We start from the raw sequence: 17,976 nt of genomic DNA on the forward strand, positions 1-17,976 counted from the left end.
CGGCCTGAAAAAAGGAAAGATGCTACAATGGGCAATCAGCAGCCAAGCTCCTGTGAGGAAACTCTGGAGAAGGTTCAACGACTAGGACATACCACCTAAGGCGAAAGCTATGGTGATGAAGTCCGTAGGGGAAATCCCCGAAGTGCCCAGCCCTTCACTAGCTAATGGCTAGAAAGGTGAAGATATAGTCTACACAACGCTCGAAAGACGTTGCGGCATGGCAAGCCAACCAACAACCACAAGGAGTATTGCAATTACTCCGTTAATGAAGCAACAAGAGGCCTTAGGTTTTCTAAGGTCTCTTGTTTATTTCTCTCCAAAAGTGTATTTTTTTCAGAACGTATGTTTTTGTTATATCCTTTATTTTATTATGATCAACATAGTTTTTCCCTCCCCCTTCAAATTTTCCTCCCTCCATCCGATATAAACAGTAGGAACGTATATGCAAAGGAGCGAACGGTGATGATTGAACGTATTTCTTCTTCTCTTTCTTCCACGTATATGTATGAAAAAACGACAGAGCGTCTAGCAGAACAACAAAAGCAAGAGCAACCGACTTCACAACAAATGATGGCAAAACAAGAAGAAGAGCGCATTTCAAAAGAAAAGCTTGAAGAAATCGTGAAAGGTATGAACGAGTTCTTACAGCCGAGCCATACGTCGTTAAAGTTTAACGTACATGAAGATTTGAAAGAGTATTACGTCCAACTCATTGATGAACGGACGAAAGAAGTTGTGCGTGAAATTCCGCCGAAAAAACTGTTAGATATGTATGCGGCGATGATGAAGTTTGTTGGATTAATTGTTGATCGAAAAATTTAGGAGGTGGTAAGTGATGAATAATATGCGTATCGGCGGCTTGGCGAGCGGAATGGATATTGATAAAATCGTCGGCGATTTAATGAAAGTCGAACGTGCGCCGATCGATAAATTAAAACAAAAAAAGCAATTGCTTGAGTGGCAACGTGATGCATATCGCGATATGAATCGTTTGTTAAACGATTTAGACCGCATGATTTTCGACGGCGTCATGCGCCAAAGCACGTTTTTACAAAAAAAAGTGACGAGCTCGAATGAAAATATTGTCACAGCTACAGCGGTATCATCAAATGCAAATCAAACAGTAGAAATTAGTAATATTACCCAATTAGCAACAGCAGCAAGATGGACGTCAGAAAGCGCAATTCAAACATTAGGTACGTTTGACCCAAATGCAAAATTAAAAGACGTTACGTTTATTGTCGGAGGAGTTACTCCGTTAGATTTGACCAGCCCGCTAACGATTAAATTAGCTGTAACAGATCCAAATGGAAGCACAAAAAACGTTGAAATTAATGTAGATCCAAACAATGATACGCTTCAATCAGTGATCAATAAAATGAATCAACAGTCGGATTTAGGAGTAAATGCGTTTTACGATGATGTCACAAAAAAAGTAGTCATCAATAAAAAGCAAACGGGTGCAGGTGCATCTATTCAAATCGTTGAAGGACAAGAACTGTTTCAAGCGTTTGGTTTTACAACTGCCCTCAATAATCTAGAACTAACAGGGAAAACAAATGGTCAAAACGCTAAATTCACAATCAACGGTCTTGAAACAGAACGAACATCAAACACATTTACAATTAGCGGTATGACATACACATTGAAAAACACGCATGCAGGAACGGTGACGATTACATCAACGACAAACACCGATGCGATTTTTAACTCCATCAAATCGTTTATCGATAAATATAATGAAACAATTGATGAGATTAATAAAAAGCTAAAAGAAACGCGCTATCGTGATTATCAGCCGTTGACGGATGAACAGCGTGAAAAGCTGACGGAAAAGCAGGCGGAGAAGTGGGAAGAGAAAGCGAAAAGCGGCATTTTGCGCGGCGATTCGATTTTATCTAACGCTCTTTCTAACATGCGACAAGCACTTTATCGCAAAGTCGACGCAGCACCTGAAGGGTTTCAACAACTTGCGCAAATTGGTATTACGACGACACCGAACTATTTAGAAGGCGGAAAGTTATTGATTGATGAAGCAAAATTACGAAAAAAAATTGAAGAAAATCCTGATGCGATTTATCGCTTGTTCAGTAACAACGGCACGGGAAATGCAAAAGGGATTGTGCTGCAACTTCGCGATGAAATAAAAAAGACAGTGAAAAGCATTGAAGACAAAGCAGGAAATACGTTAAAAGCTACGAATCAATATATCATTGGAAAAAGCTTACTTGATCTTGACACACGTATTAGCGCAGCGGAAGACCGATTAAAACGAGTGGAAGACCGCTATTGGAAGCAGTTTTCAGCGATGGAAAAGGCGGTACAACGTGCGAACTCGCAAAGTGCATATTTAATGAACGCCTTTGGCGGTGGAGCACAATAATTTAGGAGGGACGAAAATATGGCGATGAACAACCCATATCAATCATACCAAACGAACGCGGTACAAACGGCGTCGCCAGGAGAATTAACGCTTATGCTTTACAACGGTTGTTTAAAGTTTATTGCACAAGCGAAAAAAGCGATTGAGGAGAAAGATATTGAAGCACGCAACACGAACTTATTAAAAGCACAAAAAATCATTCAGGAGCTCATGGTGACGCTCAATATGGAATATGAAGTGGCAAAATCGATGATGACAATGTATGACTATATATATCGTCGTCTTGTTGAAGCAAATATTAAAAGCGATATGTCCATCTTAGAAGAAGTCGAAGGATATGTAAAAGAATTTCGCGATACGTGGAAGCAAGTCATTCAAATCAATCGTCAGCGTCAATACGCGCAAGGCGGTCACGCATAATGAGCGTCGTTGCAGAGCTTTTTGAGGCGACGGCGGCGATTGTGACGTTGCTTCGTGAGCCGATCGAAAGAGAGAAGCGTGAAGCTGTCATCGAACAAATCGAACAACTGCTGGAGAAGCGTGAGCAACTTCTTCAGTCGCTTTCGCCGACGTTAACTGATGAAGAAAGACAAATGGGAAAAGAGCTGCTTATGCTTGATCGGGAGGCGAACGCCCTTCTTCAGCAAATGAGACAACAAATTGTGCAAGATTTAAAACAAACGAAGCAAACGAAAGTAGCTGTCGAACGGTATGATGACTTATACGATTCGTTATCGATTGACGGTATGTTTTATGATAAACGAAGGTAGGTAGAACATATGGTACATTTAACTCCAGAACAATTAACAGTCGTTCGTCAATATGCAGCGTTGTTAGACACGATTGAAGAAGGTTTTCAATACGTCATTGAAAGCTTTGCGAATTACGAGCGCACGCAAGGGGATGTCGTGCTCGCTGATATTTTTACAGCGTTCGGTCAAATTGATACGACAAATGAGCGCTCGCTTGCGCATTTTTTTGCCGATGATATCGCGCTATTGAACGAGCTTCAACGTTTTTCTTCGGTCGTCGAAGAGGCGTGGAAATTAGATGGAAAGCTGCATGATCCAAACGCGAAGCAACAAATTGTCGAAAAACATGTAGCGCCAGCGTTTGAGGCGTGGAAAGTAAGTGTGATGCAACATCTTCGTCCGTATGTTGAGCAATAATAAAAAGGTGCGAGTGGATCGCACCTTTTGTTTTTTAAAACGCTTCGACAATCGTGACGTTTACTTCTTTACGCAAGTCGATTTCAAACGGTGATTTGAGCATTTCGCCATTTGGATTTTGTAAAATACGAACGACAGGGCGAAGCGGATATTCAGGGAAAATGTTTGAGACAACGCCTCGGTATCCTGTGTTTAACACGACATTTGTGCCAAGCGGATAAATGGCGACATATTTTAAAAACGTTTTAATGAGTTCGTAGTCAAACAACGTATTCCCTGATGCGCATAAATATTCAGCTGCTTCGTGCGGTGAGTGTTGTTTCCGATGGTCACGCGGAGAAGTGAGCGCATCGAACACGTCTGCGATGGCGATAATACGCGCGAATTCATGAATGTATTTACCGGCTGCTTGATGTGGATAGCCGCTCCCATCAAACCGTTCGTGATGTTGGAGTGCACAGTAAGCGGATGACGGTGAGACGTTGTTTTGTTTTTTCAATAATTCAAACCCAAATTCAGTATGGTGGGAAACGATTCGACGTTCTTCAGGGCTAAGCGGCCCCTTTTTCCCCCAAAGTGCACTTGGAATTTGTGTCATGCCGATGTCAAATAGGAGTGCCCCAACGCCTAAATCAAGCAATTGTTGCGATGAATATCCTTTCGCTAATCCGATAACGCCTGCGATCGTTGCCACGTTAACCGAGTGGTGAAAGAAATACCCTTTTGAAATAACAAGGTCAGATAAGTTAATGAGCAAGTTTTCTCGACTTAATAAATAGTCTAAAATCTCTTTGAATATTTTTTGATATTCTTGTCCGAGGTCAAGCGAAGACACGCGTTGGACAGCTTTTTGTTCTTCAATCAGCTCTGTCATCGTTTCGTACACTTTTTTTACTGCTTGTTGTCGCACAACTGGACTAATCATTGGCTTTTCTTCAATATCAAATGTAAAAATGTCGTGAATATAAATATGACGAATGCCATTTTCACGCAATCCACGAATGTATGAGTCGGTCAGTTTAACTCCCTTAGCGAGCAAAACTGCACCGTTCGGTCCATAAATATCAACGGCGAGCACATCGCCACTTTTTGCTTCAAATATGTGCACTTTGCGCATGCGATCACACCTCAGTAGAAAAATACGAACACTTTTCATCATCTATAAATTATAGCATAATTATCCATTGTTTTGTTCATCATTTTTTCACAAAAAATGTGACGATTGAGAAGGAGTTTTGTAGGGAATTGTAGAAATAAGTAACCAACCTTTCATAAAAGGAGGAACAGCGTATGAAATACAACATCCGCGGAGAAAACATCGAGGTTACACAAGCCATTCGAGAGTATGTCGAGAAAAAAATCGGAAAATTAGAACGCTATTTTGAATCGACGGAAGGAGTAACGGTTCACGTTAACTTAAAAGTATATAACGATAAACAGTCAAAAATTGAAGTGACAATCCCAATGCCTCAAATTGTGTTGCGTGCGGAAGAACGTCATGACGATATGTATGCGGCCATCGATTTGGTCGTCGATAAACTCGAACGCCAAATTCGTAAGCATAAAACGAAAATGAATCGAAAAATGCGTGAAAAAGAAGCAAACGGCGTAACATTAACAGCAACTGCTCCTGTGGCAACAGAAGAGCATGAGGAAGAGGAATTCGAAGTTGTTCGTACGAAACGATTTAGCTTAAAACCGATGGATAGCGAAGAAGCAATTTTACAAATGAATATGCTTGGTCATAACTTTTACGTCTTTATTAACGCAGAAACAAACCGTACAAACGTCGTTTACAAACGAAAAGATGGCAAATACGGCTTAATTGAAGCAAACTAACCTATTCACCCTCTGTCGAATGAAGACAGAGGGTGGTATACTGTGAAAGGAGGTGAAAAAGGATGGAAGCGATTTTACGTGAAATTTTAGCGAAGCTGACGAATATCGAAAGTAATTTTCTACAGTTTCAACAAGAAGTGCGCAATCAATTTGCCCGCATTGACGAGCGTTTTGCACAAATTGATGAACGGTTCGCACAAATTGACGAGCGTTTTGCACAAATTGATGAACGGTTCGCACAAATTGACGAGCGCTTTGCACAGATTGACGAGCGCTTTGCACAGATTGACGAGCGCTTTGCCCAAATTGACGAACGGTTCGAACAAATCGAAGCGCGATTTGCTAACATGGAAGCTCGTTTAACCGCGCTTGAACAAGAGATGAAAGAGGCAAACACGCGTATCAGTCGTCTCGAGAAAGAAATGTGCGATGTAAAGAACCGTCTTGAACATGTCGAAATACAACTGAGCGATGTAAAAGAAACAGTGCACCGTTTGGAAATTCAACTAGCCAACGATGTACAAACATTACTGCAGCATATTTATAAAAAGATTGATGAAAAAGGATTCGAAATTTATGCTCTAAACAAACGACTCCACCACGTCGAAGCAACGATCGAACAACTCCAATCGCCTCAACGATAACATCTCCCCAGCGTCTCCTGCGCTGGCTTTTTCTTTTTTCCGTCGTTCTTCTTTGTCTTTCGTATGAGTTGTCACCTTTTCTTGTAAGTGATATGATGGTAATTAGCGACTATATAAGCAAGGAGCGTTTTTGTATGCTTGGAATGTTCAAAAAAGTGTTTGATCCGAATAAACGGCAAATTGCACGATTGGAGAAAATAGCGAATGACATTGATGCGCTCGGTCCACAAATGGCACAGCTTTCTGACGACGAGTTGCGTCAAAAAACGGAAGAGTTTAAGGCGCGTCTCGAAAAAGGTGAAACACTTGATGATTTGCTTGTGGAAGCCTTTGCGGTCGTTCGCGAAGCAGCGAAGCGTGTGCTTGGCATGTATCCGTATAAAGTGCAATTAATGGGGGGCATCGCACTTCATGAAGGCAATATTGCTGAAATGAAGACGGGGGAAGGAAAAACATTAACCGCAACGATGCCGGTATATTTAAATGCGTTAACTGGAAAAGGTGTTCATGTCGTCACGGTAAACGAATATTTAGCGAGCCGGGACGCGACAGAAATGGGTAAGTTATATCAATTTTTGGGATTATCTGTCGGATTGAATTTAACGAATATGTCGCGTGAAGAAAAGCAAGCGGCTTATAATGCAGATATTACATACGGAACGAATAACGAATTTGGCTTCGACTATTTGCGCGACAACATGGTGCTATATAAAGAACATATGGTGCAACGTCCGCTTCATTATGCAATCATTGACGAAGTCGACTCGATTTTAATTGACGAAGCGCGTACGCCACTCATTATTTCAGGTACAGCACAAAAATCTACGAAATTGTACATTCAAGCGAACGCGTTTGTGCGTACATTAAAACGTGATGTCGATTATACGTATGATGAAAAAACGAAAAGCGTTCAGCTTACTGAAGAAGGAATGAACAAAGCGGAGCGCGCATTTGGCATTGATAACTTATTTGATTTAAAACATGTGACGTTAAACCATCATATTAACCAGGCTTTGCGTGCGCACGTTGTCATGCAGCGCGATGTTGATTACGTTGTCGAAGATGGAAAAGTCGTCATTGTCGACCCGTTTACAGGTCGTCTGATGCGCGGACGTCGCTATAGCGATGGGCTTCATCAGGCGATTGAAGCAAAAGAAGGGCTTGAAATTCAAAATGAATCGATGACGCTTGCGACAATTACGTTCCAAAACTATTTCCGTATGTATGAAAAGCTTGCGGGGATGACGGGAACCGCGAAAACAGAAGAAGAAGAGTTTCGCAACATTTACAATATGCAAGTCGTTGTCATTCCAACAAATAAACCAGTTATTCGCGATGACCGTCCAGATTTAATTTATCGTACGATGGAAGGGAAGTTTCGCGCTGTTGTCGAAGACATCGCAGAACGTCACGCAAAAGGACAACCTGTCCTCGTCGGTACGGTATCCATCGAAACGTCCGAATTATTGTCGAACATGTTAACGAAGCGCGGCATTCGCCATAACGTGTTAAACGCGAAAAACCATGCGAAAGAGGCAGAAATTATTGCACAAGCTGGTCAAAAAGGTGCGGTAACGATTGCGACAAATATGGCTGGACGCGGTACGGATATTAAGCTCGGCGAAGGGGTGCGCGAACTTGGCGGTTTAGCCGTTATCGGTACAGAGCGTCACGAAAGCCGCCGCATCGACAACCAGCTGCGCGGACGTTCTGGTCGTCAAGGAGATCCAGGGGTATCGCAATTTTACTTGTCGCTTGAAGACGAGCTCATGCGTCGTTTCGGTTCAGAAAATATGATGGCAATGATGGATCGTTTAGGCATGGATGATTCACAGCCAATTCAAAGTAAAATCGTATCAAAGGCGGTTGAATCGGCACAAAAACGTGTCGAAGGAAACAACTTTGATGCGCGTAAACAACTGTTGCAGTACGACGATGTATTGCGCGAACAACGTGAAATTATTTATCGTCAACGTTTCCAAGTGCTCGATTCTGAAAACTTACGCGACATCGTTGAAAAAATGATTCAATCGGTCATTGAGCGCGTTGTTCGTATGCATACGCCAGATGAAGAAATGCCAGAAGAATGGAACGTGCAAGCGATCGTTGATTATGTGCAAGCGAACCTTCTTCCTGAAGGAGACGTAACTGTCAACGATTTGCGCGGCAAAGATCCAGAAGAGATGATTGAATTCATTTGGAATAAAGTACGTACACGTTACGATGAAAAAGAAAACCGCATTCCAGCGGAACAAATGCGCGAGTTTGAACGCGTCATCGTTTTACGTGCGGTCGATATGAAATGGATGGAACATATCGATGCGATGGAACAGCTTCGTCAAGGCATTCATCTACGTGCGTACGGTCAAATTGATCCATTGCGTGAATATCAAATGGAAGGGTATGCGATGTTTGAAGCGATGATCGCTTCTATCGAAGAAGAAGTCGCCCGCTATATCATGAAAGCGGAAATCGAAAGCAATCTTGAGCGACAAGAAGTAGCCAAAGGAGAAGCTGTTCATCCGAAAGAAGGCGATGAAGTAAAACGCAAGCCGGTGAAAAAAGCGGCGGAAGTCGGCCGAAATGATCCGTGCCCGTGCGGAAGCGGAAAAAAATATAAACATTGTTGCGGACGATAAGTGAGGGATGTTCCCTCGCTTTCGTTATGTTGCGTCCGTCGAGACGTTTGCATACAATAATGGTTGAGGTGAAGGACATGATTGATTTAGTAGAAATTAAGCAAGAGCTTGAAAAAATGGCTAAGCGATTAGCGGATATTAGGGGGTCTCTTTGACCTCGAAACGAAAGAAGCGCGCATTGAACAACTAGAAGCGCAAATGGCTGCGCCTCATTTTTGGGACGATCAAAAAGCAGCTCAAGCGGTGATTAGTGAGGCTAATGCGCTCAAAGATTTAGTCGGCGAGTTTCGTTCACTTGAAGAGCGATTTGAAAATTTAGAAGTAACATACGAGCTTGTGAAAGAAGAACCAGACGAAGATTTACAAAAAGAGCTCGTAGCTGAAGCGAAAAAGCTATCGAAAGATTTTAGTGAGTTTGAACTACAGCTCCTATTAAATGAGCCGTACGATAAAAATAACGCCATTTTAGAGCTTCATCCTGGCGCCGGTGGAACAGAGTCGCAAGATTGGGCGTCGATGTTGTTGCGTATGTACACGCGCTGGGCGGAGAAAAAAGGATATAAAGTGGAAACGCTCGATTATTTGCCTGGTGAGGAAGCGGGGGTTAAAAGCGTCACGTTGTTAATTAAAGGGCATAATGCATACGGATATTTAAAAGCGGAAAAAGGCGTGCATCGTCTCGTCCGCATCTCACCATTTGACGCTTCCGGTCGCCGTCATACATCGTTCGTTTCGTGTGAAGTGGTACCTGAATTTGATGACAACATTGAAATTGACGTGCGTCCAGATGAAATAAAAGTGGATACGTATCGTTCAAGCGGTGCCGGTGGCCAGCACGTCAATACGACTGACTCAGCTGTACGTATTACACATATCCCGACAGGTATTGTTGTTACGTGTCAATCGGAGCGTTCGCAAATTAAAAACCGCGAAAAAGCGATGAACATGTTGAAAGCGAAGTTGTACCAAAAGAAACTAGAAGAACAACAGGCGGAGCTCGCAGAAATTCGCGGTGAACAAAAAGAAATTGGCTGGGGAAGCCAAATTCGCTCGTACGTCTTCCATCCATACTCGCTCGTAAAAGATCATCGAACAAACACGGAAGTTGGAAACGTACAAGCGGTGATGGACGGAGAAATTGATGTCTTTATTGACGCCTATTTACGTTCGAAGTTAAAACAAGGGTGACCTAGATGTTTTAGGTCGCCCTTTTTCTTCCTTTGTCAACTTTACTATATTAAATCATTATTGCGTTAATTCGATGTCATTTACTTCCTACATGGGGGCATGCTATACTCTCTTGGGAAGGTGAGAGGCATGCGTAAACGAAACAACATAACAAATCCAGTCGTTGAAAAAATATTGGAATATGTATACATTCTTGTCGGTTCAGCCGTTGTGGCTGTTGCATTCAATTTATTTTTGCTTCCGAATCGTGTCGCATCAGGTGGGGTGAGCGGCATTAGTACGATTTTACATGCGACGCTCGGATGGCAGCCTGCTTATGTGCAATGGGCGCTTAATATCCCGCTATTCATTGCAGGCGTGGTGCTGCTGGGTAAACAGTTTGGCGTCAAAACATTAGTTGGCACTGCCTTTCTGCCGTTTGTCGTTTATTTGACACATGATGCTGCACCAGCAACGCACGATCCATTGCTTGGGGCATTATTTGGCGGCATTGGCGTCGGCATCGGATTAGGCATTGTGTTCCGCGGTCGTGCATCAACAGGAGGAACTGACTTAGCTGCTCAAATTATTCATAAATATACAGGGTTATCGTTAGGGACGTGCGTCATTTTAATTGATGGCTTAATTGTTTTAACAGCTGCACTCGTCTTTGACTTAGAACGGGCGTTATATGCACTCATTGCGTTATTTGTGACGAGCAAAACGATTGATTTTGTTCAAGTTGGTTTCGGTAATTCAAAAATGGCGATGATTATTACAGAAAAAGAAGAACAAGTGCGGGAAGCAATTTTGCATAAAATTGACCGCGGTGTGACAAAACTACATGCATACGGCGGATATACAGAAAAAGAGCGACCTGTTCTTATGTGTGTTGTAGCACAAAGTGAGTTCACAAAATTGAAACAATTAGTCAAAACCATTGATCCGTCTGCATTTGTCGTTGTTATGGATGCGGCAGAAGTGCTTGGAGAAGGATTTAAACGTGCCTAACGTAAAAACGATGCGATATAATAGAAATGTATGAAAATGTTTACAAGGGGGACTTGTGTATGAAGAAAAAGCTACTTAGCTTATTCGCTGGCACAGCGATCGTGTTAGCTGCCTGTGGCGGAGGGGATAGCGCGGGCGAAAAAACAACAAATGGCGGCGGGGACACAACTTCAGCTGCAGAAGCCGTTTACAAAAAAACGTGCGCAAGCTGTCACGGACAAAACTTAGAAGGCGGCGTTGGTCCAGCGCTTGATAAAGTGGGTGGAAAATATTCACAAGAAGAAATTAAAAACATTATCGCAAACGGTCGTGGTGGTATGCCAGGTGGCTTACTCCAAGGAGACGATGTTGATAAAGTAGCTGAATGGCTAGCGACGAAAAAGTAAGAGGATGCACATTGACGCATCCTCTTTTCATTTGTAACAGTCCTGAAATATAACTGTAAATAAAATTCGCCCCTTTTCTGTCGGAAATGATGATATAATGAACAAGGTAAGAATTTTGCAGGAATATGTAGAAAAAGATCGAATAATTAGGTGGTTGCTTATGATCGAAATGCAAGATGTATATAAAACATACCCAAACGGAGTCATTGCGTTAAATGGAATTTCTATTCGTATTAAACAAGGCGAATTTGTGTATGTCGTCGGTCCGAGCGGTGCTGGGAAATCGACGTTTATTAAAATGATGTATCGCGAAGAAAAGCCGACAAGCGGAAAAATTATGATTAACGGCGTGAACTTAGCGAATATAAAAGACAGCAAAGTGCCGTTGCTTCGCCGAAACATCGGAATCGTCTTTCAAGACTTCAAGCTTCTTCCAAAGCTAACGGTATATGAAAACGTCGCGTTTGCTTTGGAAGTGATTGAAGAATCGCCAAAAAACATTCGCAAGCGCGTCATGGAAGTGCTTGATTTAGTCAGATTAAAACATAAAGCGCGCTTTTATCCCGATGAATTGTCTGGTGGGGAGCAACAACGCGTGTCGATTGCGCGTTCGATCGTCAACAATCCGTCGATTGTCATTGCGGACGAGCCGACAGGAAATTTAGATCCGGATACATCGTGGGAAATAATGGATATTTTCGAGCGTATTAATGATCGTGGAACGACGATTGTTATGGCGACGCATAACCGCGAAATTGTCAATACGATTCGCAAGCGCGTTATTGCGATTGAGCGTGGGAAAATTGTACGCGATGAAGTGAAGGGGGAGTACGGTTATGAGGCTTAACACCCTTCGCCGTCATTTTCGTGAAAGTTTCAAAAGTCTCGGACGAAATGGTTGGATGACGTTTGCATCCATTAGTGCGGTGACGGTGACGCTCTTGCTTGTTGGCGTGTTTCTCGTCATTATGCTCAATATCCAACACATCACAAAACAAATTGAGCGTGACGTGGAAATTCGTGTACACGTCGACTTAAGTGCGACAGACGCAGACAAAGACGCGCTTCGAGCCAAGCTTGAAGCTCTTTCTGGCGTGGAAAAAGTGACGTATTCATCTAAAGATGAAGAGCTACAAAAATTGATTGAAAGCTTTGGAGAAGATGGTCAATCGTTTCGTCTATTTGAACAAGACAATCCGTTGAGTGACGTATTTATTGTAAAAGCAAAAAATCCGCTCGATACAGAAAAAATCGCAAAACAAATTGAACCGTTGCCATCTGTCGGTAAAGTAAAATATGGAAAAGGGCAAATTGAAAAGCTATTTGCCGCTACGAAAACGATTCGTAATGTCGGATTAGCACTTATTATTGGGTTGTTATTCACAGCGATGTTTCTCATCTCAAATACGATTAAAATTACGATTTTTGCTCGTCGTCGCGAAATTGAGATTATGAGATTAGTAGGTGCGACAAACGGGTTCATTCGTTGGCCGTTTTTCCTCGAAGGGCTATGGCTTGGCGTTTTCGGAGCGATTGTTCCGATTACGATCGTTCTTTCTGCTTACTCTTATGTATTTGATTTACTATATCCAAAGTTGAAAGATACATTTTTTCAGTTACTTCCTTTTTATCCGTTCGCATGGCAATTGGCAGCTGTGCTCGTCTTATTAGGTGCATGCATCGGCATGTGGGGAAGCATGATGTCCGTCAGACGATTTTTAAAAGTATAGAAAGAGAGAGGGGTTTACGGTGCGAAAAAGATGGGGAACGATTGTGGTAGCTTTGACGCTGCTTGTTTCAACTGTTGCTGCGCCCGCGTATGCGGTAACGAAACGCGATATTCAACAAAAGAAACAACAAATTCAAAATGTGCAACAAAAGCAGTCATCAATTGAAAGCAAACTAGAACAGTCACAACAAGAAATTGCTCGGTTAAAAGCTGAACAAGAAAAAGTGAATGCAGAAATCAAAAAACTTGATTTAGCTGTGGAAGAAACGAGCGCTAACATTCGTGCGAAACAACAAAATATTGAAGAAACAAAACAACAAATTGTTGCACTTCGAAAAGAAATCGAGGAAGTGACAGCGCGCATTGAACAGCGTAACGAATTGTTGAAAGAGCGGGCGCGTTCTCTACAAGAAAGCGGCGGTGTCGTGAGTTATTTAGATGTATTGCTCGGAGCGAAAAGTTTTAGCGATTTTATTGATCGCATGAGTGCGGTGGCAACTATTTTTGAGGCGGACCGTCAAATCATTAAAGAACAAGAAGCGGATAAGACGTTAAAAGAAGCGAAAGAAAAGCAATTAAATGACAAATTAGTCAGCTTACAAGAACAGCTCAATGAGCTACAAAAACTAAAACAAACGTTAAACGAACAAATTGCAGCGAAAGAAAAATTAATGGCACAGTTAAAAGAAGAACAAAAACATGAAGAAGAAAAACAGCTCGCGTTAGAAGAAGAAAAAGAGTTGCTTGAAAAACAAGAAGCGGCGATGAAAAACCAATTACAAGAAATGATTCGTCGCCAGAAGGAACAAGAAGAAGCACGGAAACGCGCATTGTCAAGCCGCGGTTCGTCTGAAAGCAGTGAGGGCAGTTTGCCACCTGTGTCAGATGGGGCGTTTATGCGTCCAGCAAACGGTCCAATCACATCGACATTTGGGCCACGTTGGGGTGAATTCCATTACGGTGTAGACATCGGCAAACGAGGCTCTAGCGTTCCTGTCGTTGCAGCAGCTGACGGTTATGTGTATCGTTCGTACTACTCATCAAGCTATGGCAACGTCATTTTTATCATGCATTATGTTAATGGACAAGTATATACGACGGTATATGCTCACCTAGAATCACGCCTTGTCGGTGAAGGACAAAACGTAAGCAAAGGACAAATGATTGGCTATATGGGCAATACAGGACGTTCCTTTGGTGCGCACTTACATTTCGAGTTGCATCGTGGACCGTGGAATGCGTCGAAATCAAACGCGGTAGATCCAATGCAATACGTTCCGTTTTAAAGCACAGCTTGTCTGCTGTGCTTTTACGTATTGGTTGAGAAAATGGTACGATCGGTGTAAAATAAATACATCTTTATAAGTTATGAACGGTACAAGCTATTCATATAATGAAAGCAAACAGGCATCGCACACGGTGTGATGCCTTTCATGTATCGAAGGGTGAGGAGGCACAATATGAACAAAAAAACAATCGCAGCACTCATGGCTTTATCGATGTTGTTCGGGTCAGGCGTGACGTATGTTGGAATGCAGTCGCTTTCTGGCGATACGTCGACGATCACAATCGATATACCAACGACAACAGAAAAGCCAACGAATGAAGAGCTTCAAAAAATTGAACAAGCATACAGCATGATTAAACAAAAATACGTTCAAAACGTAGATGAAAAGCAACTCATTGATGGAGCGATTCAAGGAATGATTGCAACACTAAAAGACCCGTATTCCGTTTATATGGATAAAGAAACAGCGGAGCGGTTTAACGAGTCGCTCGATTCTTCATTTGAAGGCATCGGAGCGGAAGTCAGCATGGTTGACGGCAAAGTGACGATCGTTGCCCCATTTAAAGGGTCGCCAGCGGAAAAAGCAGGGCTTCGTCCGAATGATCAAATTATTAAAGTCAATGGCGAAAGTTTAGAAGGACTTGATTTATATGAAGCGGTATTAAAAATTCGTGGAAAAAAAGGAACGGTCGCTCGTTTGGAAGTCATTCGTCCGGGGGTAAGCGGCGTATTAACGATTGAAGTCGTTCGCGATGAAATTCCGATTGAAACGGTATATGCGTCAATGAAAGAAGTAAACGGCAAACAAATCGGCTATATTGAAATTACATCATTTGCAGAAAAAACGGCTGAAGATTTTAAAAAGAAGTTATCTGAATTTGAGAAAAAAGGAATGGCTGGGCTCATCATCGACGTGCGCGGCAATCCGGGCGGGTATTTACAAAGTGTTGAAGACATTTTGAAAGAGCTTGTGACAAAAGATAAACCGTACGTGCAAATTGAAGAACGCGACGGGGATAAACAACAGTTCTTTTCAAATATGACGAAGAAAAAAGATTATCCAATTGTCGTGCTTATTGACAACGGAAGTGCTTCAGCATCAGAAATTTTAGCGGCAGCGTTAAAAGAAGCAGGCGGTTATATGCTCATCGGTGAAAAAACGTTCGGAAAAGGAACAGTTCAACAAGCGTTACCGATGGATGACGGTAGCCATATTAAATTAACGTTATATAAATGGCTCACTCCAAATGGGAATTGGATTCATAAAAAAGGAATTGAGCCGGATGTTAAAGTGAAACAGCCAGACTTTTTCTATGCGCATCCGCTTCAAATCGACAAACCTTTAGTATATGACATGAATAACGAACAAGTGAAAAGCGCGCAACAAATGTTAAAAGGTCTCGGTTTTGATCCAGGTCGCGAAGATGGCTACTTCAGCAAGCAAACGGAACAAGCCGTTCAATCGTTTCAAAAAGCAAACGGCTTACAACCGACAGGAAAAATTGATAAACAAACGGCGGACGTATTGCAAACAAAAGTGATGGAAGCCGTTCGCGACGAACGATATGACGAGCAATTGAAAAAAGCGTTACAACTCATTGGAAAGTAAACAAACCCCCTTGCCGATGAAGGCGAGGGGGAGTTTTTATAAAAAGAAGCTAATAATGCCACGTCGTTTTTGTTTTGTTGGTTGCTCGATAGCTGGTTCGATTTGTTTTTGTTTTTCAAGTTGTGTGATGCGTTGTTCGAGCTGTTGCATATAGTGGAGCATTTCTTCCATTTCGCGGCGATGTTGCAGCAATTGAAAGGAGACGACATCATCTGCTTTTTGTTCGATTTTCCGTTCCAGTTCGTGTAATCGTTGTTCTACTTCTTCCCACTCAGCATGCTCTTTTTCTTCTTCATCGATGCCAAGAAATTTATATTTTTCTAATTGTTCGATCGCTTCGTTCGTAAATACGTAATGACCTGCTTCGTTTTTTGTGCATGGAATTTTATATTTTTTCACCCAACGTTGCACCGTTTTTGTTGATACCCCAAGCCTCTTTGCCACTGCGCTCGTCTTTAACTCCATCGTTCCACGCTCCTTCCGAATGATATATGAACAAACAGTTAGACATTTTTCATGAAATTCCTTGTTTGTTGACAAAACTAGTGTTCATTCGGCAAAGAAAGTGAATTTTCGTCAACCATAAACGTTTGAAATTTGTTACAATACAAAATAGACGATCGGAAAAAATGGAGTTGATGGAAATGGAATGGGGATTTGCGTGGTTGAAAGCGCTCGGAACGTTTTGGATGCAACCTTTGTTATATTATGCAATCATATTTGCGTGGTTTATTGGCTGGCTGCGCGTGCAACGTGAAAGACGAGATTTTCATACGCGCGTCTACCGAACATCGCGTGAATGGCGTGCACTCATTCGTTCACGCAGCTGGTTCGCACTCATCTTTTCGATCGTAACCGTCGGGGCTGGGGTTGTGCTCCCGAACGACACGCTCGTCTTTTGGGCTTTGGTTACAATCGTGTGCAGTTTTTTTATGCAGCTTCGGCTGTTGTCGCCTGCATATGTAGGTAGTATCGTTATATTTACCGTTAGTTTTTTTGCGCAAATGGAATGGGCAAAGCCGTTTTTTACTCGTTTTTTCCCGAACATCACAGAAACGAACGTGACGGCATTAGCGCTTCTTATGGGCTTGCTTTTATTTATAGAGACGTGGCTCGTTTACCGTGAAGGAGCAGAGCTCAGTTCCCCTCGCCTTGTGACAAGTAAGCGAGGGCTTATGATCGGTGAGCAAGTCGTTCAGCGGCTCTGGCTTGTCCCATTGATGATCCCTGTACTAGGAGATGACGTGCAATCGTTTGCGTCATGGTGGCCGATCATTCCAGGTGGTGATGCGTATTCGTTTGTGCTTGTGCCGTTTTTCCTCGGTTTTTCTCAACGGGTGCAAACAGAAATGCCTGTTCATTTAACGAAATGGACAGCGAAACGCATCGGTTGGTTGGCATCGGTTGTTAGCTTATTGGCTATCGGTAGCTATTGGTTGAAGCCGCTTGCAATCGTTAGTGCTGTTGTGGCAATCGTATGGAGAGAATGGATCGCTTTATCCGCTAAACTATATGAACAAAAACGTCCACCATATTTTACAAAGCGAACGAATGGACTTGTTATTTTAGGAGTGTTACCGAATACGCCAGCACATAAAATGGCGCTTTCAGTTGGAGAAGTGATTGCGAAGGTAAACGGCACGCCTGTTGTGACGGAAGACGAATTTTATGCAGCGTTGCAGCAAAATCGTGCGTTTTGTAAACTAGAAGTATTGAACGAGAACGGGGAAGTTCGCTTTGCGCAAACGGCTTTATTTGAAGGGGAACATCATGAACTCGGGCTGTTATTCGTAAGAGATGAGGGATAGTATGTGGTTTGTATTAGCGTTAATTGTACCAGCGTTGTTAGTTATTTTATTTACGAGAGTGACGTATAACCATTATGTCGGTACGTTGCTTACTGTCGCATTGTTAGTGGCATCATATGTGAAAGGATATACCGACCAGTTATATGAAATTGTCGCCGATTTAGCGTCGCTTATTGTCGGATTTTTATATGCGAAGCAAATGGTAGAGAAGCAAAAACAATCATAACCTGTCCAAATGGGCAGGTTTTTTCATAGAATATTTGTTCGTATTTTTCGCTTTTCGCTTTCGTTATGTGGTACAATA

The 17,976-nt window shown here is 42.4% G+C and carries 19 protein-coding genes; 17 read left to right on the forward strand and 2 right to left on the reverse strand.

Annotated features, from left to right (window positions below):
* The first annotated feature begins 462 nt into the window (after window positions 1-462).
* The 5 genes from flaG to HNR43_RS10670 are packed head-to-tail and all read left to right on the forward strand — an operon-like array spanning window position 463 to window position 3,552.
* On the forward strand, window positions 463-822 hold the full coding sequence (gene flaG, locus HNR43_RS10650; protein WP_183243755.1) for a flagellar protein FlaG: 360 nt from the start codon (window positions 463-465) through the stop codon (window positions 820-822).
* 13 nt (window positions 823-835) lie between these two features.
* The gene (locus tag HNR43_RS10655) at window positions 836-2,383 is read left to right on the forward strand and encodes a flagellar hook-associated protein 2 (protein WP_183243757.1); all 1,548 of its coding nucleotides are present in this window, start codon (window positions 836-838) and stop codon (window positions 2,381-2,383) included.
* Window positions 2,384-2,401: 18 nt separating this feature from the next.
* The gene (gene fliS / locus HNR43_RS10660) at window positions 2,402-2,803 is read left to right on the forward strand and encodes a flagellar export chaperone FliS (protein ID WP_183243759.1); all 402 of its coding nucleotides are present in this window, start codon (window positions 2,402-2,404) and stop codon (window positions 2,801-2,803) included.
* On the forward strand, window positions 2,803-3,153 hold the full coding sequence (gene fliT / locus HNR43_RS10665; protein WP_183243761.1) for a flagellar protein FliT: 351 nt from the start codon (window positions 2,803-2,805) through the stop codon (window positions 3,151-3,153). Before fliS ends, fliT begins: the two co-directional genes overlap by 1 nt.
* Window positions 3,154-3,162: 9 nt before the next feature.
* Window positions 3,163-3,552: a DUF8042 domain-containing protein gene (locus tag HNR43_RS10670; RefSeq protein WP_183243763.1), complete on the forward strand. Its 390-nt coding sequence runs from the start codon at window positions 3,163-3,165 to the stop codon at window positions 3,550-3,552.
* Window positions 3,553-3,586: 34 nt separating this feature from the next.
* Here HNR43_RS10670 and HNR43_RS10675 read toward each other — a convergent pair whose 3' ends face one another.
* Window positions 3,587-4,669: an HD-GYP domain-containing protein gene (locus HNR43_RS10675; RefSeq protein ID WP_183243764.1), complete on the reverse strand. Its 1,083-nt coding sequence runs from the start codon at window positions 4,667-4,669 to the stop codon at window positions 3,587-3,589.
* 173 nt (window positions 4,670-4,842) lie between these two features.
* Here HNR43_RS10675 and hpf point away from each other — a divergent pair, with 173 nt between their 5' ends.
* The 10 genes from hpf to HNR43_RS10725 all read left to right on the forward strand — a co-directional run bounded on the left by hpf (window position 4,843) and on the right by HNR43_RS10725 (window position 15,864).
* On the forward strand, window positions 4,843-5,391 hold the full coding sequence (gene hpf, locus HNR43_RS10680; RefSeq protein WP_183243765.1) for a ribosome hibernation-promoting factor, HPF/YfiA family: 549 nt from the start codon (window positions 4,843-4,845) through the stop codon (window positions 5,389-5,391).
* Between the two features lie 62 nt (window positions 5,392-5,453).
* Window positions 5,454-6,035: a hypothetical protein gene (locus HNR43_RS10685; RefSeq protein WP_183243767.1), complete on the forward strand. Its 582-nt coding sequence runs from the start codon at window positions 5,454-5,456 to the stop codon at window positions 6,033-6,035.
* Window positions 6,036-6,169: 134 nt separating this feature from the next.
* Window positions 6,170-8,674, forward strand: a complete 2,505-nt coding sequence (secA, locus tag HNR43_RS10690; protein WP_183243769.1) for a preprotein translocase subunit SecA — start codon at window positions 6,170-6,172, stop codon at window positions 8,672-8,674.
* A gap of 80 nt (window positions 8,675-8,754) precedes the next feature.
* Window positions 8,755-9,862, forward strand: a protein-coding gene (prfB, locus tag HNR43_RS10695) for a peptide chain release factor 2 (RefSeq protein ID WP_183243843.1) whose coding sequence is annotated in 2 segments (ribosomal slippage) — window positions 8,755-8,826 and window positions 8,828-9,862 — 1,107 coding nt in all. Because the reading frame shifts where the segments join, the coding sequence is not laid out codon by codon here.
* Between the two features lie 129 nt (window positions 9,863-9,991).
* Complete coding sequence (locus HNR43_RS10700; RefSeq protein WP_183243771.1) at window positions 9,992-10,852, forward strand: YitT family protein; 861 nt, start codon at window positions 9,992-9,994, stop codon at window positions 10,850-10,852.
* Window positions 10,853-10,911: 59 nt separating this feature from the next.
* The gene (cccB, locus tag HNR43_RS10705) at window positions 10,912-11,238 is read left to right on the forward strand and encodes a cytochrome c551 (RefSeq protein WP_183243773.1); all 327 of its coding nucleotides are present in this window, start codon (window positions 10,912-10,914) and stop codon (window positions 11,236-11,238) included.
* A gap of 160 nt (window positions 11,239-11,398) precedes the next feature.
* Window positions 11,399-12,085: a cell division ATP-binding protein FtsE gene (gene ftsE, locus HNR43_RS10710; protein ID WP_183243775.1), complete on the forward strand. Its 687-nt coding sequence runs from the start codon at window positions 11,399-11,401 to the stop codon at window positions 12,083-12,085.
* Window positions 12,075-12,968: a permease-like cell division protein FtsX gene (gene ftsX / locus HNR43_RS10715; RefSeq protein WP_183243777.1), complete on the forward strand. Its 894-nt coding sequence runs from the start codon at window positions 12,075-12,077 to the stop codon at window positions 12,966-12,968. Before ftsE ends, ftsX begins: the two co-directional genes overlap by 11 nt.
* A gap of 19 nt (window positions 12,969-12,987) precedes the next feature.
* Window positions 12,988-14,253: a PcsB-like coiled-coil domain-containing protein gene (locus HNR43_RS10720; RefSeq protein ID WP_183243779.1), complete on the forward strand. Its 1,266-nt coding sequence runs from the start codon at window positions 12,988-12,990 to the stop codon at window positions 14,251-14,253.
* Window positions 14,254-14,427: 174 nt separating this feature from the next.
* A complete protein-coding gene (locus HNR43_RS10725) occupies window positions 14,428-15,864 on the forward strand; it encodes a S41 family peptidase (protein WP_183243781.1) in 1,437 nt (478 codons plus the stop codon).
* 36 nt (window positions 15,865-15,900) lie between these two features.
* Here HNR43_RS10725 and HNR43_RS10730 read toward each other — a convergent pair whose 3' ends face one another.
* Window positions 15,901-16,329 (reverse strand): MerR family transcriptional regulator, encoded by a 429-nt coding sequence (locus tag HNR43_RS10730; RefSeq protein ID WP_183243783.1) that lies wholly within the window; start codon window positions 16,327-16,329, stop codon window positions 15,901-15,903.
* Between the two features lie 179 nt (window positions 16,330-16,508).
* Here HNR43_RS10730 and HNR43_RS10735 point away from each other — a divergent pair, with 179 nt between their 5' ends.
* Complete coding sequence (locus HNR43_RS10735; protein ID WP_425486537.1) at window positions 16,509-17,672, forward strand: PDZ domain-containing protein; 1,164 nt, start codon at window positions 16,509-16,511, stop codon at window positions 17,670-17,672.
* Between the two features lies 1 nt (window position 17,673).
* Window positions 17,674-17,898, forward strand: a complete 225-nt coding sequence (locus HNR43_RS10740) for a CsbA family protein (RefSeq protein ID WP_021093720.1) — start codon at window positions 17,674-17,676, stop codon at window positions 17,896-17,898.
* Window positions 17,899-17,976 lie beyond the last annotated feature (78 nt).

It is taken from the genome of Anoxybacillus mongoliensis, from assembly GCF_014201515.1.
Lineage (GTDB): Bacteria > Bacillota > Bacilli > Bacillales > Anoxybacillaceae > Anoxybacillus > Anoxybacillus mongoliensis.

What these genes read in the sequence shown, in the direction of transcription:
- ftsX (WP_183243777.1), top strand. Translation starts at nt 12,075, where the DNA reads ATGAGGCTTAACACCCTTCGCCGTCATTTTCGTGAAAGTTTCAAAAGT.
- HNR43_RS10700 (WP_183243771.1), top strand. Translation starts at nt 9,992, where the DNA reads ATGCGTAAACGAAACAACATAACAAATCCAGTCGTTGAAAAAATATTG.
- HNR43_RS10730 (WP_183243783.1), bottom strand. Translation starts at nt 16,329, where the DNA reads ATGGAGTTAAAGACGAGCGCAGTGGCAAAGAGGCTTGGGGTATCAACA.
- HNR43_RS10735 (WP_425486537.1), top strand. Translation starts at nt 16,509, where the DNA reads ATGGAATGGGGATTTGCGTGGTTGAAAGCGCTCGGAACGTTTTGGATG.
- cccB (WP_183243773.1), top strand. Translation starts at nt 10,912, where the DNA reads ATGAAGAAAAAGCTACTTAGCTTATTCGCTGGCACAGCGATCGTGTTA.
- secA (WP_183243769.1), top strand. Translation starts at nt 6,170, where the DNA reads ATGCTTGGAATGTTCAAAAAAGTGTTTGATCCGAATAAACGGCAAATT.
- hpf (WP_183243765.1), top strand. Translation starts at nt 4,843, where the DNA reads ATGAAATACAACATCCGCGGAGAAAACATCGAGGTTACACAAGCCATT.
- flaG (WP_183243755.1), top strand. Translation starts at nt 463, where the DNA reads ATGATTGAACGTATTTCTTCTTCTCTTTCTTCCACGTATATGTATGAA.
- HNR43_RS10675 (WP_183243764.1), bottom strand. Translation starts at nt 4,669, where the DNA reads ATGCGCAAAGTGCACATATTTGAAGCAAAAAGTGGCGATGTGCTCGCC.
- HNR43_RS10685 (WP_183243767.1), top strand. Translation starts at nt 5,454, where the DNA reads ATGGAAGCGATTTTACGTGAAATTTTAGCGAAGCTGACGAATATCGAA.
- HNR43_RS10725 (WP_183243781.1), top strand. Translation starts at nt 14,428, where the DNA reads ATGAACAAAAAAACAATCGCAGCACTCATGGCTTTATCGATGTTGTTC.
- HNR43_RS10670 (WP_183243763.1), top strand. Translation starts at nt 3,163, where the DNA reads ATGGTACATTTAACTCCAGAACAATTAACAGTCGTTCGTCAATATGCA.
- HNR43_RS10655 (WP_183243757.1), top strand. Translation starts at nt 836, where the DNA reads ATGAATAATATGCGTATCGGCGGCTTGGCGAGCGGAATGGATATTGAT.
- fliT (WP_183243761.1), top strand. Translation starts at nt 2,803, where the DNA reads ATGAGCGTCGTTGCAGAGCTTTTTGAGGCGACGGCGGCGATTGTGACG.
- HNR43_RS10740 (WP_021093720.1), top strand. Translation starts at nt 17,674, where the DNA reads ATGTGGTTTGTATTAGCGTTAATTGTACCAGCGTTGTTAGTTATTTTA.
- fliS (WP_183243759.1), top strand. Translation starts at nt 2,402, where the DNA reads ATGGCGATGAACAACCCATATCAATCATACCAAACGAACGCGGTACAA.
- ftsE (WP_183243775.1), top strand. Translation starts at nt 11,399, where the DNA reads ATGATCGAAATGCAAGATGTATATAAAACATACCCAAACGGAGTCATT.